This window comes from Nitrosomonas sp. Is24, assembly GCF_033063335.1.
Taxonomy (GTDB): domain Bacteria; phylum Pseudomonadota; class Gammaproteobacteria; order Burkholderiales; family Nitrosomonadaceae; genus Nitrosomonas.
Map to the genome: position 1 here is coordinate 583,996 of NZ_JAWJZG010000001.1, position 15,583 is coordinate 599,578.

Sequence of the window (15,583 nt, forward strand, 5' to 3'; positions counted from 1 at the left end):
ATTCTATTCTGCCATTCATACTTTAGATTTATACAATTTTTTATTGCCCCCTGATTGACAGGAGTGACAAATGAAAGCACTGCTAGATTTATTTAAACAAGTTACTCATAAAGAAGAGTTCGATGCCATCAAGATTGGCCTTGCATCTCCTGAGAAAATACGCTCATGGTCGTATGGTGAAGTAAAAAAACCGGAAACGATTAATTACCGTACTTTCAAACCAGAAAGAGACGGTTTGTTCTGCGCTAAAATTTTTGGGCCAGTAAAGGATTACGAGTGCTTGTGCGGCAAGTACAAACGTCTGAAGCACCGTGGCGTTATTTGTGAAAAGTGTGGTGTTGAAGTTACTTTATCCAAAGTGCGTCGTGAAAGGATGGGGCATATCGAACTTGCTTCTCCAGTTTCGCATATCTGGTTTCTCAAATCGCTACCGTCTCGTCTGGGCATGGTACTGGACATGACCTTACGTGATATTGAGCGGGTGCTTTATTTTGAAGCTTACGTGGTTACCGATCCCGGGATGACGCCACTAACGCGTTGCCAGCTGTTGACTGAAGATGATTATTTAATCAAAACAGAAGAGTATGGCGATGATTTTAGTGCCAGTATGGGTGCGGAAGGTATTCGCGATTTATTGGGTAACCTGGACATCACCGCAGAGATAGAAATTCTGCGGCGTGAAATGGAAAGCACGGGATCCGAAACAAAAATCAAGAAAATCTCTAAGCGTCTCAAACTACTCGAAGCATTCAATAAGTCCGGTATTAAACCGCAATGGATGATATTGACGGTGCTGCCGGTATTGCCGCCGGATCTTCGTCCGTTGGTGCCGTTAGATGGCGGACGTTTTGCAACCTCCGATTTGAATGATCTGTACCGGCGTGTCATCAATCGTAATAACCGCTTAAAGCGTTTGCTGGAACTGAAAGCTCCGGAGATTATCGTTCGTAACGAAAAGCGAATGCTGCAAGAAGCGGTTGATTCGTTACTGGATAATGGCCGCCGCGGTAAAGCGATGACGGGTGCGAATAAACGTGCGCTCAAGTCCTTGGCCGATATGATCAAGGGTAAAGGCGGGCGCTTCCGTCAGAATCTGTTGGGCAAACGTGTGGATTATTCCGGACGTTCAGTGATTGTGGTCGGACCACAGCTTAAGCTCCATCAATGCGGATTACCGAAAAAGATGGCACTCGAGCTGTTTAAACCATTTATTTTCAATAAATTGGAGATAATGGGAATCGCAAGCACAATAAAAGCTGCTAAGCGTGAGGTTGAAAATGAAAGTCCAGTAGTCTGGGATATATTGGAAGATGTCATTCGCGAGCACCCGGTCATGCTGAATCGGGCACCAACGCTGCATCGATTGGGTATTCAGGCGTTTGAACCGGTACTGGTTGAGGGCAAGGCAATTCAATTGCATCCGTTGGTATGCGCAGCTTTTAACGCTGACTTTGACGGGGATCAAATGGCTGTCCATGTACCGCTTTCGTTAGAAGCGCAAATGGAATGCCGCACTTTGATGATGTCAACCAATAATGTGCTGTCTCCCGCCAATGGCGAACCGATTATCGTGCCGTCGCAGGATATAGTGCTCGGGCTTTACTATACAACGCGGGAAAAGGTAGGGGCGCGGGGTGAGGGCATGATATTTCAGAATGTGGGCGAGGTTTCGCGCGCTTATGAAACCCGTAATGTCGAGTTAAATGCCAAAATCACAGTGAGAATCAAGGAGTATGAAACTAACGCCGATGGCGAGCGCTGTGAAAAGATTACTCGCTATGAGACAACTGTGGGAAGAACTTTATTATTTGAGATTTTCCCGCCGAGCTTACCTTTCTCACTATTGAACAAAACTCTCAAAAAGAAAGAGATTTCAAAGCTCATCAATGCGAGCTTTAGACGTTGCGGATTACGCGAGACGGTTATCTTTGCAGATAAACTGATGTATTCGGGCTTCACATATGCGACACGCGCGGGGATATCAATTTGCGCGGATGATATGCTGATACCGACGCAGAAGGGCGATATCATTGCGGCAGCGGAAAAAGAAGTGAAAGAAATTGAAGGTCAATATACTTCAGGTCTGGTGACGCAAGGTGAACGCTATAACAAAGTAGTCGATATCTGGGGGCGCACCGGCGATCAGGTTGCTAAGGCGATGATGAATCAACTCGGCGTGGAAGTAGTGCAAGATCCAGCTACGGGTAAAGACAAATTGGGTGAAGATGGTAAGCCATTGGTGCAAGAATCATTCAATTCGATCTATATGATGGCGGATTCCGGTGCACGCGGTTCGGCAGCACAAATACGGCAGCTCTCGGGTATGCGTGGACTGATGGCGAAACCGGATGGATCGATCATTGAAACCCCGATTACCGCTAATTTCCGTGAAGGATTGAACGTTTTGCAGTACTTCATTTCGACGCATGGTGCTCGTAAAGGTTTGGCGGATACCGCATTAAAAACTGCAAACTCGGGTTATTTGACACGGCGCTTGGTTGACGTTACGCAAGATCTTGTAGTTACAGAAGAAGATTGCGGCACCGGTAACGGTGTGGTGATGAAGGCACTGGTGGAAGGCGGTGAGATTATTGAAGCACTCCGCGAGCGGATTCTTGGTAGAGTTGTGGCAAACGATTTAATTAATCCGGAAAATCAGGAAGTCGTATTTGCTTCGGGCGCATTATTGGATGAAGATGCTGTTGATTTAATCGAATCCTTGGGTATTGATGAAGTTAAAGTACGCACGCCATTAACTTGTGAGACCCGGTACGGATTATGCGCTAAATGTTATGGCCGGGATTTGGGGCGTGGCACACCGGTCAACGTGGGCGAAGCCGTCGGTGTCATCGCCGCGCAATCGATTGGCGAACCAGGCACGCAATTGACAATGCGTACTTTCCATATCGGTGGTGCAGCATCCAGAACGGCCGTCGTCAGTCAAGTTGAGAGTAAATCAAGTGGTGTAGTGCATTACTCTTCTACAATGCGTTACGTGACGAATGCGCAAAATGAATTAATCGCCATCTCGCGCAGTGGTGAAATCATCATTCAAGATGAAAATGGCCGTGAGCGTGAAAGACATAAAGCATCGTATGGTGCGACATTGATGGTACGAAACGGCGAGGCGGTAAAAGCCGGTCAAATATTGACCACGTGGGATCCGCATACACGGCCAATTATCACAGAATATACCGGTAAAGTACGATTTGAGAATGTCGAAGAGGGTGTAACGGTTGCCAAACAGATCGATGAAGTGACCGGATTGTCGACATTGGTGGTCATTGATCCGAAACGACGTGGTGTTTCGCAGTCGAAAGGTTTGCGTCCATTGGTTAAATTCCTGGATGATGATGGTAATGAAATTAAGATGGTTGGCAGCAATCAGTCGGTGAGCATTACTTTCCAGATCGGTTGTATTATTACAGTACGTGACGGACAGCAGGTGAGTGTTGGCGAAGTGTTGGCAAGAATACCCCAGGAAACATCGAAAACGCGTGATATTACCGGTGGCTTGCCGCGTGTGGCTGAGCTGTTTGAAGCACGATCACCAAAAGATGCCGGCATGTTAGCTGAGGTAACAGGCATCGTGTCGTTCGGAAAAGATACTAAAGGTAAGCAGCGGCTTGTCATTACCGATCTAGAAGGCACCGTTCATGAATATCTAATTCCCAAAGATAAGCATGTTATGGCGCATGATGGGCAAGTTGTTAACAAAGGGGAAATTATCGTTGACGGTCCGGCTGATCCTCGTGACATATTGCGTTTACAGGGTGTTGAAGCACTGGCACGTTATATCACCGATGAAGTTCAGGACGTATACCGGTTGCAAGGCGTTAGGATAAATGACAAGCATATTGAAGTTATTGTGCGTCAGATGTTAAGACGAGTGCAAATTACTAATGCGGGTGATTCGACGTTTATTACCGGTGAGCAAGTCGAGCGTGCCGATCTGTTGATAGAGAATGAGCGGCTGATTGCTGAGAAAAAAATGCCTGCTACGTATGAATTCCAGTTGCTTGGTATTACAAAAGCATCATTGTCTACCGACTCATTCATTTCAGCGGCATCTTTCCAAGAGACAACGCGCGTGTTGACTGAAGCTGCCATCATGGGCAAAAAAGATGATTTACGTGGCTTGAAGGAAAATGTGATCGTAGGAAGGCTAGTTCCAGCGGGGACGGGACTGTCTTTCCATAGCAAACGCAAGAATCAAGGAAGAATATCCGAGTTAGGTTTGGAATCAAGCATTTCAATCGATAGCACAGTCTAGAAAATAGAAATTTAATAATCGATCATCTACAGTCCCCTTGACAGTGGTGAGGTGACTAAGTAGTCTAGAAGATGCTTACTGCCTGTGGGATGAGGAATTGTATGGGCAGAGGGAATGGATAGATAAAGGAAGTAAAAGCTCTGGATACTGAGTATATGAAGGGTATTCATGGTGGAAGAGAACAAGAAGAAGAGCAAAGTAAAGAAGAGGCAAGGAAGAAACTTATGGAAAACCAAAGGAGAGAGAGATGAAAGGCAAGCTATGGCCGAGGATAGTAGCGGTACTGTTAGGAGGGATGCTGATAGGAGCGGCCCAGGCTGACATACCGAGCGTACCGAACGAACTGTATGAAGCGTTGAAACTGGACCGTACGAAAGTAACGCCGAAGGAACTGCACGAAGCGCTGGTTAAGCGCTACAAAGATCCTGCGCAAGGAGCGGGACGCGGCACACTGGCGCAATACTGGGAACCGATCCCGTACGGAATTTACCTGGATCCGGCGACATTTTACAAATCACCGACCACGAACAAAGAAGTAGCAAGCCGTAAAGAATGCGTGGAATGCCACACCGACGAATCACCGGTATGGGTACAAGCATGGAAGAGAAGCAGCCATGCGAACCTGGACAAAGTGCGCAACCTGAAACCGGGCGAACCTACTTTTTACAAGAAAGCCAAACTGGAAGAAGTCGAAAAGAACCTTCGCTCGATGGGCAGACTGGCTGAAGGCGAGAACCTGAAAGAAGTTGGCTGTATCGACTGTCACGTAGACATTGGTGCGAAGAAAAAAGCCGACCACACCAAAGACATCAGAATGCCGACGGCCGACGTATGCGGCACCTGTCACTTGGCAGAATTTGCGGAACGTGAATCGGAACGCGACACGATGATCTGGCCGCACGACCAATGGCCGGATGGACGCCCATCGCACGCACTGGACTACAAAGCTAACGTGGAAACCACCGTATGGGCAGCGATGCCACAACGTGAAGTGGCCGAAGGCTGCTCAATGTGCCACACCAACCAAAACAAATGTGACTCATGCCACACCCGTCACGAATTCTCAGCAGCGGAATCCCGCAGACCGGAAGCCTGCGCAACCTGTCACAGCGGTGTAGACCACAACAACTGGGAAGCGTACTCCATGTCCAAGCACGGCAAAATTGTCGGCATGCTGGGCAACCAATGGAACTGGGAAGCACCGTTAAAAGACGCCTATGCAGTAGGCGGACAAAGCGCACCAACCTGCGCCGGCTGCCACATGGAATACGAAGGCGAATATAGCCACAACATGGTCAGAAAAATCCGCTGGGCGAACTACCCGTTTGTTCCTGGAATTGCGGAAAACATCAAGAGTGAATGGTCGGAAAAACGTCTGGACTCATGGGTAGTCACTTGTACCCAATGCCACTCGGAACGTTTTGCCCGCTCCTACCTCGATCTGATGGACAAAGGCACATTGGAAGGACTGGCTAAATACCAAGAAGCCAATGCAGTCGTACATCAACTGTACAAAGAAGGCCTGCTGACCGGTCAAAAAACCAACCGTCCTGCACCACCTGCACCGGAAAAAGAAGGCTACGCCTACTTTGCCCAACTGTTCTGGTCGAAAGGCAACAGCCCTGCAGCCATCGAACTGAAAGTGCTGGAAATGCATGAAAACGACCTGGCCAAGATGCACGTAGGCCTAGCGCACGTTAACCCAGGCGGCTGGACCTACACCGAAGGCTGGGGTCCGATCAACCGCGCTTATGTTGAGATTCAAGACGAAAACACCCGCATCCGTGAAATGGTTGCACTGCAAGAACGTGTTAAAAATCTTGAAACCAAGAAAACCAGCCTACTCGACTTAGACGGCACAGCAGAGAAAATCTCTCTGGGCGGTTTAGGCGGTGGCATGCTGCTAGCCGGAACACTGGCACTGGCAGGCTGGCGCAAACGTAAACAAAGCGAAGCTTGATAAGCGCTAACGCAGAAGATCGCACTGCCAAGGCAGTGCGATCGTCAGACAAGCTACTCCCGTCATTAGGAATCATCCTAGTGACGGGAGGTTTGCTTTTATTGGGCTGGTTTGCGTATTTATGGTTTAAACCGGTACCGGCCCCCTATCAATATCAACTGGTCGCGGAAGGCGACAGCCAGAAGTTCAGCAAAATGGACCTATCGGGCTGGCCCGAACTCAAGCTAAGCCAATACAAAGTACAAGCGGACGGCGTAGCCAAACCCATCGCCGAATTCATCGTCGCAAGACAAAAGGATGAAGCACCGGTACTAATTTACTGGAAGAACAGCACCAACGAAATACTCTACAACTTTGACCGCAAACCATCGGAACTTAGCACCCTGGCAGCGGCGATAGCCAAACACGCCCCGAAAGACGCCCTGATACTCTCATGGTGGGACACATCGCGGCAAATCAAACTGCTCACCGGCCACGACACACTCTTTACCAGCCACCTGAACGAACCGCTGATGATACCGGTCCCCTGGTTGGAACAAAGCGAAGCCATCCAAGCCTATGAAAAACAATTCTGGGGAAGCAAAGCCAGTCAAAAAGAACGGGAGCAATTCAAACGTTTCAGCGAAGCCCTGACGGCCCCTGCGGAAGAAGGCGTCAAGCAACTGCGGGAACTGATAGGCTCAGACCGGGAAACCTATGTCATTGTACATGTCACCGACCTGTATAAAGCAGGACTCATGCACCCCGACAGAATCGGCGTAGCGTTTCAGAACTTCCCGATGACCGGCAACATGCACGGCATGATCAACCAGATGAAAGTGCAACTGAAGGAAAACGACTTTGACACCTACACCCTGCAATCGGTCGCGGACGAAGAAATCAGAGTATTCTTCCTGAGTGACGAAAAGAGCAGCCAAACCCTACTGGCGAGGATGTTACCGTTTGTAGACAAAAAAGCCCCGACCGAACTGGACGTAGCGCAACTGATCTATCAACAAGGCGGCTACTGGGTATACCGGCTACCGTAAACGGAAACGCCAGCGAAATAGCCATTTACACAAAGCGGCGATAGCGTACAATACGAGCCATCAAAAACTTGAATTAAAAAAGCATAAAGGAGGAAGGATGAAACACCCAATAACCTATCTACTGGCTGTTCTGGCAGCAGCCGCATTTTTCTCAGGCGCAGCGATAGCGGACACTTTTGAAGGACGCGCGAAATGCAGCTCCTGCCACAAATCGCAAGCTAAAGCATGGAAAGACACCGCGCACGCCAAAGCGATGGAATCGCTGAAACCTGGCGCACGCAAAGAAGCCAAAGTTAAAGCCAAACTGGATCCGGAAAAAGACTACACCCAAGACAAAGACTGCGTAGGCTGTCACGTAGACGGCTTCGGCAAGAAAGGCGGCTATACCATAGAAGCAGCGAAGAAGCCCCTAGCGGCAGTAGGTTGTGAATCGTGCCACGGACCTGGTAAGAACTACCGTGGCGACCACCGCAAGGCAGGACAAGCATTTGAAAGCAAAGGCACCACCACACAACGTAAAGTGGTTGCTGACAAAGGCCAAGACTTCCACTTTGAAGAAGCCTGCGCAGCTTGCCATTTGAACTACGAAGGCTCACCCTGGAAAGGCGCGAAAGCCCCTTACACCCCATTCACCCCTGCAGTAGACCCTAAATACACCTTTGACTTTGACAAGATGGTCAAAGACGTCAAAGCAATGCACGAGCATTACAAACTGGACGGCACTTTCGTAGGCGAGCCAAAATTCAAGTACCATGACGAATTCCAAGCCAGCGCAAAGGAAAAGACAGGGGACAAAAAAGATAAAGGAAAAGAGTAATGACAGGCATACAAAAAGGAGCGATAGGCACGCTGCTGACAGGTGGTCTGCTGGGCATCGTACTGGTAGCGGTCGTATTTGGCGGGGAAGCGGCACTCTCGACCGAAGAATTCTGCACCAGCTGCCACTCGATGACCTATACGCAAACGGAATTAAGACAATCGACGCACTATGGTGCGTTGGGTGTCAATCCCAGCTGTAAAGATTGTCATATACCGCAAGGCTTCAAGAACTTTCATTTAGCGGTGTATAGCCACGCAGTGGATGGCGCGAGAGAACTGTATCTGGAACTGATGAATGACTACTCGACGCTGGAGAAATTTAACGAACGCCGCTTGATCATGGCGCACGATGCGCGGATGAACCTGAAGAAATGGGACAGCATCACCTGCCGTGACTGCCATAAGAACCCGAATCCACCGGGAGCTGACGCCCAAGAAGCGCACAAGAAGATGAAGACGGAAGGTGCGACGTGTATAGACTGCCATCAGAACCTGGTACATGAAGAAGTACCGAAGACCGACCTGAATGCGAGCTTGAAAGCTGGCAAGCTGGTTTTGGTGAAGGAAGAAGATGAAGGCGGTAGTGGAGAAGACGAAGACGAGGAAGAAGACGAGGGTGAAGGATCTGCTGGCGGATCAGCTGGCAGCGCGGAAGCCCAGAGTGATGATGAAGATGAGGATGAAGAGTAATTTAACTTTTTACGCTCAGTTTTTATTTACTTTTCAGAGTGTTTTGAAATTCTGAATAAGGCTAATGATGTAACTAGAAGAGAACCCGCACAAAATAATTTGTGCGGGTTCTTTTGTTTGTTGGAATCGTATAACTATCATTAAAATAATGAATCTTTTTTTCTCGAAAACTTCAATGATGAATTATGAATATAGCAAATAAATCAGGAAATTTTCAGGAGCAGTAAATATGTCATTCGAGCAACTCGGTTTATCTGCCGAATTATTGCGCGCTATCTCTGATCAGGGATATATCAATCCGACACCGATACAAGAACAAGCAATACCAGTTATTTTAGAAAAAAAAGATGTGATGGGAGGGGCTCAAACGGGTACCGGCAAAACGGCGAGCTTTACCCTTCCCATGTTGCAAAGGCTGGAGATTCATGCAAACACCAGCATGTCACCCGCTAGGCACCCCATCCGTGCATTAATTTTAGTTCCAACGCGAGAACTTGCTGTGCAAGTGCATGATAGTGTCAAAACATACGGAAAGCACTTGACACTCAGATCGACGGTTATTTATGGCGGGGTAAATATCGATTCTCAAATCGATATTGTTCGTTCTGGCATAGAGATTTTAGTAGCAACACCGGGACGATTGCTGGATCATATTCAGCAAAAAACTTTAATGCTGACAAAAGTTGAGATATTGGTTTTGGATGAGGCTGATCGAATGCTGGATATGGGATTCATGCCCGATATCAAACAAATTATTCAGTTACTTCCTGAACAGCGTCAAAACTTGATGTTTTCAGCGACCTTCTCGGAAGATATCAAAAAACTTGCAGGTAAGATATTACGAAACCCGGTACTGATCGAAGTGGCCAAACAAAATTCAGTGAGTGAATTAATAACTCATGTCGTTTATCCGGTTGATGCCACTCGAAAGCAAGAATTACTTATCCAACTGATTAAACAAAAAGATTTGCAACAAGTGTTGGTATTTACACGAACCAAACAAGGCGCGGATCGTTTAGCGCAGCGGCTCAACAAGCACGATATATCAAGCGAAGCGATACATGGCGATCGAAATCAGCTGCAGCGTACCAAAGCATTGGATAATTTTAAACAAGGTTTGATTCGTGTACTGGTTGCGACCGACGTTGCTGCACGGGGTCTTGATATCGACGAATTATCTCATGTGATTAATTTTGAGTTACCCAATAATCCCGAAGATTACGTGCATCGCATTGGTAGAACAGGGCGTGCCGGAACAAAAGGATTTGCCATTTCGTTAACCAGCAAGGAAGAAAATAATGCACTGGCTGATATCGAGAAATTATTGGGAATCAAAATTAATACAGAACAAATCGAAGGATTTGAATCAAAAGAACCGCAGATTCGCGATGCCAATAAAAAAGTAATGACCGGTGAGCAGAGATCCAAGCATGGTGGATCATCCAAGCAAAATAAGAAACCCAATTCATGGGTGAAAAGTGATGAAAAAGTTGTTCACTTTGGTAAAGAAATAACCGCCCAACATACCCGACGTGCCAAGAAGGCCGAAGATCCGCTATTTACGCAGCCCTATGTTTCTAAATATTCCGATGCGAATGCCTTGACGGCAGATTCCAATGGATTACATAAGAAAACAATGCACCGGCATCATGCCAGTAGACCAATTCCAGCTTTGTTTATGACTCCCGTAGCCAACAAAGAGAAATAGTACAGATTCCGGGATTCATGCGCTGTTTCTTCCAGGTAATAAATGACAGGAAACTAAATTCGCACGAGAGGCATAGCGTATTTCCAGTACGGAAGTGCGGGGATAACATATATAATGCTGGGGTCAATTTAATCGGAAAATTTCAGTATTGCAAGGTTTGGGGTTTGGTTTCTTATTCCATCTCAATAGATTCCGTTGCTTATCATGCGTCCAATTTTAAAATCCAGTAAATTAACCAATGTCTGTTATGACATTCGCGGCCCTGTGCTTGAACGGGCGCGGCAAATGGAAGAAGAAGGGCATCACATTATCAAGCTGAATATTGGCAATCCTGCTACGTTCGGTTTCGATGTACCCGAAGAAATTCTGCAAGATGTCATCCGGAATTTATCAGATGCTTCCGGCTATTGCGATTCCAAAGGATTGTTCGCCGCGCGCAAGGCGATCATGCATTACACCCAGGAAAAGCAAATTCCTAATGTACAATTGGACGATATCTTTATTGGTAACGGTGTGTCCGAGCTGGTTGTGTTGACGATGCAGGCATTGCTGGATAATGGCGATGAAGTGCTGATTCCCATGCCGGATTATCCATTATGGACTGCCGCGGTAGTTTTGTCGGGAGGTATTGCCAAGCATTATCTGTGTGATGAAGCATCGGGCTGGTTGCCGGATCTGGACGATATCCGCGCGAAAATCAGCTCCAGAACTCGAGCCATTGTTATCATCAACCCGAACAATCCAACCGGTGCGCTATATCCCAAGGAATTGCTGCTGGAGATCATTGAAATTGCCCGTCAGCATCAGTTAATCGTTTATGCCGATGAAATTTATGACAAAATTCTATATGAACACGCCGAACATACGTCAATTGCTTCATTAGCAGACGATGTCTTATTCGTGACGTTCAATGGTTTGTCAAAGAATTACCGCGCCGCCGGTTTTCGTTCTGGTTGGGCGGTGGTTTCCGGGGAGAAAAGTCATGCGCGAGATTATATCGCCGGGCTCAATATGTTGGCTTCGATGCGGTTATGCGCCAATGTACCGTCGCAATTCGGTATTCAGACCGCGTTGGGTGGTTATCAAAGTATTTACGATCTGACATTACCGACTGGCCGGTTGATGCGGCAGCGCGATGTTGCTTGGAATTTGCTGACGGAGATCCCAGGCGTGAGCTGCTTTAAACCCCAAGCCGCGTTGTACTTGTTTCCGCGTTTGGATCCGGAGATTTATCCGATCGAGGATGATCAGAAATTTGCGCTGGATTTGTTATTGGAAGAGAAAGTTTTATTGGTTCAGGGTACCGGTTTTAACTGGAAGCGTCCGGATCATTTTCGCGTGGTATTTTTACCCAATGTCGACGATTTGACGGAAGCGATGGGACGCATTGCCCATTTTCTACAACGCTACCGCAAACGGTATGGAACATAATCAAGAAGCTCTCAAGTAATTTTTTCTCGCTTTCCGGTTCCTGTCATCCGGTAAGTACTACAATCACACACTGTTTTTTATATTGATAAATGCTATGAAACCCATCCATATTGGTTTATTAGGAATTGGCACTGTCGGTGGCGGCACCTACACTGTTCTGAAACGTAACCGCGAAGAAATTGCCCGCCGCGCGGGCCGTGAAATTATCGTCACCATGATCGCTGATAAGGATCTGGAAAAAGCGCGCGCACTGGCGGATAGCAATGTGATTGTCACTGGTGATGCGCATGAGATCACGACCAATCCCGACATCGATATTGTCGTCGAACTGATCGGTGGACAAACCATCGCTAAGGACTTGATCCTGGAAGCACTGGCGCACGGCAAACATGTCGTAACAGCGAATAAAGCACTGCTGGCCAACCATGGTACGGAAATATTTGCAGCCGCGCGTGCTAAGGGTGTGATCATCGCATTTGAAGCCGCGGTAGCTGGTGGTATCCCGATCATTAAAGCATTGCGCGAAGGCTTGACGGCCAACCGCATTACCTGGATTGCTGGGATTATCAACGGCACTTCGAATTTTATTTTGTCGGAAATGCGTGAGAAGGGATTGTCCTTTGAGCAAGTGTTAGCGGAAGCGCAAAAGCTGGGGTATGCCGAAGCCGATCCGACGTACGATATCGAAGGCATTGATGCCGCGCATAAAATTACCCTGATGTCGGCGATTGCTTTTGGCATTCCGGTACAATTCAGCAAAGTGTATACCGAAGGCATTACCAAGTTGACCGGTGAAGATATTCGTTATGCCGAACAACTCGGTTACCGCATCAAGTTGCTCGGGATTACCAAACGGGTGGAAAAAGGTATCGAATTGCGCGTGCATCCCACACTCATTCCGGTACGGCGCTTGATTGCCAATGTCGAAGGTGTGATGAACGCCATCGTGGTCAAGGGTGATGCCGTCGGTGCTACGCTTTACTACGGCGCCGGTGCCGGTGCGGAACCAACCGCCAGCTCGGTCATCGCCGATCTGGTCGATGTGACGCGTCTGCATACCGCCGATCCGATGCATCGCGTGCCGCCGTTATCATTCCAGCCCGATTTGCTGTCCGATACGCCGGTGATTCCGATGGAAGAAGTGGAAACCTCGTATTACTTGCGCATACAAGTCATCGATAAACCCGGTGTGATGGCGGAAATCACCCGCATTGTCGCAGACAATCATATTTCCATCAGCGCCTTGCTGCAAAAAGAAGCGAGCGACGAATCCGAACAAGTCAGTGTCATCATGCTGACGCATTTGACGGTGGAGAAAAACATCAACGCGGCGATTGCCCGCATTGAAGCGCTGCCGGTGGTCAGCGGCAAAGTATTCCGCCTGCGTATTGAAGAACTTAACAACTAAAGCGATGGCCGGTCCGGAGAAAGCGGACTGCTCTGCGGGCGTCTGCCGTGCCCCCGGTCTCTCGCTGTTGCATAACCTGAAGAAACCAGCCATGCGTTATATTTCTACCCGCGGCGGTATGCCGCCCAAAACTTTCTCTGAAATCCTGTTGAGCGGTCTGTCGCCGGACGGCGGACTGGCCATTCCGGAAACTTACCCCAGAATCACGGCAGCGGAACTGGCGGCCTGGCGGAATTTAAGTTATCCGGCGCTCGCGTTCGAGATCCTGTCGCGCTTCGTCGACGACATTCCGGCGGACGATTTGCGCAGCATCATCCATCAAACTTACACCGCCGAAGTGTTCGGTACCCCGGATATCACACCGCTGAAAACACTGGAACCGGGTCTGCATATTTTGGGATTGTCCAACGGGCCAACCCTGGCGTTCAAAGACATCGCGATGCAATTGCTCGGCAATTTGTTTCAATATCAATTGGCCAAAACCGGCGATGAATTGAACATTCTCGGCGCGACTTCGGGTGATACCGGTTCCAGCGCCGAATATGCGATGCGTGGCAAGCGCAGCATTCGCGTGTTCATGTTGTCGCCGCTCGGCAAAATGAGCCGCTTCCAAACCGCGCAAATGTTCTCGCTGCAAGACAAGAATATTTTCAACATCGCCATCCGCGGCGTGTTCGACGATTGCCAGGACATCGTCAAAGCGGTCAGCAACGATCATGCTTACAAGGAAGCGCACCGCATCGGCACGGTCAACTCGATCAACTGGGCGCGCATCGTCGCGCAAGTGGTGTACTACTTCAAAGGCTATTTCGCCGCGACCAAAAGCAACGACGAGCAAGTATCGTTCGCCGTGCCGTCCGGCAATTTCGGCAACATCTGCGCCGGGCATGTTGCCCGCATGATGGGACTGCCGATTAAACGCCTGATTCTGGCGACCAACGAAAACGACGTGCTCGACGAATTTTTCCGCACCGGTGTGTACCGCCCGCGTGCCACCATCGAAACCCAGCATACCAGCAGCCCGTCGATGGATATTTCCAAAGCCTCCAACTTTGAGCGCTTTATCTTCGACCTGACCGGACGCAACGCGCAACAGGTCAGGGAATTGTGGTCAGCAGTTGATCAAGGCAAACCTTTCGATTTGTCGCAAACGCCGCTATTCGCCAAAATCCAGGACTACGGCTTCGTCTCCGGCAGCAGCAACCATGCCGCTCGAATTGCCACGATACGCGACATTTATCAACGCTATCAGGTGCTGGTCGACACGCACACCGCCGACGGCCTCAAAGTCGGCCAAGCACACCGCGAAACCGGCGTGCCGCTGATTTGCCTCGAAACCGCATTGCCGGCGAAATTCGCCGAAAGTATCCAGGAAGCCATTGGCCAAGAACCGGAACGGCCGGCCGGGTTCGAGAATCTGGAGAGCTTGCCGCAACGGTTTGTGGTTAAGGATGCGGATGCGCAGGCGGTGAAAGGTTATATTGATGAGCAGTGCAGAGTGGTTTTATAGAGTGAAATTCCAATAGTTCTAAGCCGTGAATGGAACAGTTTTGTTGATAAGTTTTTATTTATTCGAAAGAAAGAATAAAAGTATCAACATGAGAGCTGATGCTGTTGATTGTACAAGGAATCAAGGATCGAGTTTTGAATATTGGTGAAGAATTAGTAGCTTCATATTTGGAGCACATTAAAGGTTGCGATTTTATTCAGAAGAATCTTTACACTCCCGATGTTCAAGGTGAAATTGATGTTGTGGGAATTAATCTGAAAGAACGTAAGGTATATATTTGTGAGGTTGCTATTCACCTCGCGACAGGACTCAGGTATGTAAAAGATAGGCGGCCAAATAATGCGCAGAAACTAACTGAGAAGTTTTCGCGCGATATTGAGTATGCCAATAAGTATTTTCCCCATTATGAGCGACATATCATGTTATGGAGCCCAATAATTAAGGGCTCGAGAGAGAACTCAAAATACAGCCAAGAAAAGGATATTGCGAAAATTCGAGCAAATATTAAAGCTAAGTATGGTTTTGATATCGAATTTGTCATTAACGAGAGATTTCTTGATTGTTTCAATGAGCTTCGTAAATTTGCAAGGACGAAAACTGAGGAACTGAAAAATCCCGTATTACGGTTGCTGCAAATAGAAGAATCACTGTTAAAACATGTGGGTGCGAAGGGATAACGATTATGCAAGCTTGAATATCAGCAAAGTGAGGTGCAATGCACTTTGTTTATCAATGCTTGCTGGTTGCAGGTAATTT

General features: G+C 48.1%; 10 protein-coding genes. All 10 read left to right on the plus strand.

All coding sequences use genetic code 11. The features are described 5' to 3' along the window. Nucleotides 1-70 precede the first annotated feature (70 nt). The 10 genes from rpoC to R2103_RS02670 all read left to right on the plus strand — a co-directional run bounded on the left by rpoC (nt 71) and on the right by R2103_RS02670 (nt 15,504). Nucleotides 71-4,273 (plus strand): DNA-directed RNA polymerase subunit beta', encoded by a 4,203-nt coding sequence (gene rpoC, locus R2103_RS02625; RefSeq protein WP_317529992.1) that lies wholly within the window; start codon nt 71-73, stop codon nt 4,271-4,273. 247 nt (nt 4,274-4,520) lie between these two features. Beyond that, nucleotides 4,521-6,233: a multiheme c-type cytochrome gene (locus R2103_RS02630; protein ID WP_317529993.1), complete on the plus strand. Its 1,713-nt coding sequence runs from the start codon at nt 4,521-4,523 to the stop codon at nt 6,231-6,233. Nucleotides 6,234-6,268: 35 nt separating this feature from the next. After that, nucleotides 6,269-7,261 (plus strand): hydroxylamine oxidation protein HaoB, encoded by a 993-nt coding sequence (gene haoB, locus R2103_RS02635; RefSeq protein WP_317532046.1) that lies wholly within the window; start codon nt 6,269-6,271, stop codon nt 7,259-7,261. 97 nt (nt 7,262-7,358) lie between these two features. Then, the gene (gene cycA, locus R2103_RS02640) at nt 7,359-8,078 is read left to right on the plus strand and encodes a cytochrome c-550 CycA (RefSeq protein ID WP_317529994.1); all 720 of its coding nucleotides are present in this window, start codon (nt 7,359-7,361) and stop codon (nt 8,076-8,078) included. Then, the gene (locus R2103_RS02645) at nt 8,078-8,770 is read left to right on the plus strand and encodes a NapC/NirT family cytochrome c (protein WP_317529995.1); all 693 of its coding nucleotides are present in this window, start codon (nt 8,078-8,080) and stop codon (nt 8,768-8,770) included. Before cycA ends, R2103_RS02645 begins: the two co-directional genes overlap by 1 nt. A 229-nt stretch (nt 8,771-8,999) precedes the next feature. Further along, nucleotides 9,000-10,478: a DEAD/DEAH box helicase gene (locus tag R2103_RS02650; protein ID WP_317529996.1), complete on the plus strand. Its 1,479-nt coding sequence runs from the start codon at nt 9,000-9,002 to the stop codon at nt 10,476-10,478. A gap of 204 nt (nt 10,479-10,682) precedes the next feature. Next, on the plus strand, nt 10,683-11,909 hold the full coding sequence (locus R2103_RS02655; RefSeq protein ID WP_317529997.1) for a pyridoxal phosphate-dependent aminotransferase: 1,227 nt from the start codon (nt 10,683-10,685) through the stop codon (nt 11,907-11,909). A 94-nt stretch (nt 11,910-12,003) separates the two neighbouring features. Further along, nucleotides 12,004-13,317 carry a homoserine dehydrogenase gene (locus R2103_RS02660; RefSeq protein ID WP_317529998.1) on the plus strand — a complete coding sequence of 438 codons (1,314 nt, stop codon included), beginning with the start codon at nt 12,004-12,006 and terminating at the stop codon, nt 13,315-13,317. 91 nt (nt 13,318-13,408) lie between these two features. Next, nucleotides 13,409-14,827, plus strand: coding sequence for a threonine synthase (gene thrC, locus R2103_RS02665; protein ID WP_317532047.1), 1,419 nt, complete (start codon nt 13,409-13,411; stop codon nt 14,825-14,827). A 98-nt stretch (nt 14,828-14,925) separates the two neighbouring features. Continuing rightward, entirely contained in the window at nt 14,926-15,504 is a 579-nt protein-coding gene (locus tag R2103_RS02670; RefSeq protein WP_317529999.1) for a hypothetical protein, read from the plus strand. The last annotated feature ends 79 nt before the right edge of the window (nt 15,505-15,583 follow it).

What these genes read in the sequence shown, in the direction of transcription:
- R2103_RS02655 (WP_317529997.1), top strand. Translation starts at nt 10,683, where the DNA reads ATGCGTCCAATTTTAAAATCCAGTAAATTAACCAATGTCTGTTATGAC.
- R2103_RS02650 (WP_317529996.1), top strand. Translation starts at nt 9,000, where the DNA reads ATGTCATTCGAGCAACTCGGTTTATCTGCCGAATTATTGCGCGCTATC.
- R2103_RS02670 (WP_317529999.1), top strand. Translation starts at nt 14,926, where the DNA reads ATGCTGTTGATTGTACAAGGAATCAAGGATCGAGTTTTGAATATTGGT.
- R2103_RS02660 (WP_317529998.1), top strand. Translation starts at nt 12,004, where the DNA reads ATGAAACCCATCCATATTGGTTTATTAGGAATTGGCACTGTCGGTGGC.
- R2103_RS02630 (WP_317529993.1), top strand. Translation starts at nt 4,521, where the DNA reads ATGAAAGGCAAGCTATGGCCGAGGATAGTAGCGGTACTGTTAGGAGGG.
- thrC (WP_317532047.1), top strand. Translation starts at nt 13,409, where the DNA reads ATGCGTTATATTTCTACCCGCGGCGGTATGCCGCCCAAAACTTTCTCT.
- rpoC (WP_317529992.1), top strand. Translation starts at nt 71, where the DNA reads ATGAAAGCACTGCTAGATTTATTTAAACAAGTTACTCATAAAGAAGAG.
- cycA (WP_317529994.1), top strand. Translation starts at nt 7,359, where the DNA reads ATGAAACACCCAATAACCTATCTACTGGCTGTTCTGGCAGCAGCCGCA.
- R2103_RS02645 (WP_317529995.1), top strand. Translation starts at nt 8,078, where the DNA reads ATGACAGGCATACAAAAAGGAGCGATAGGCACGCTGCTGACAGGTGGT.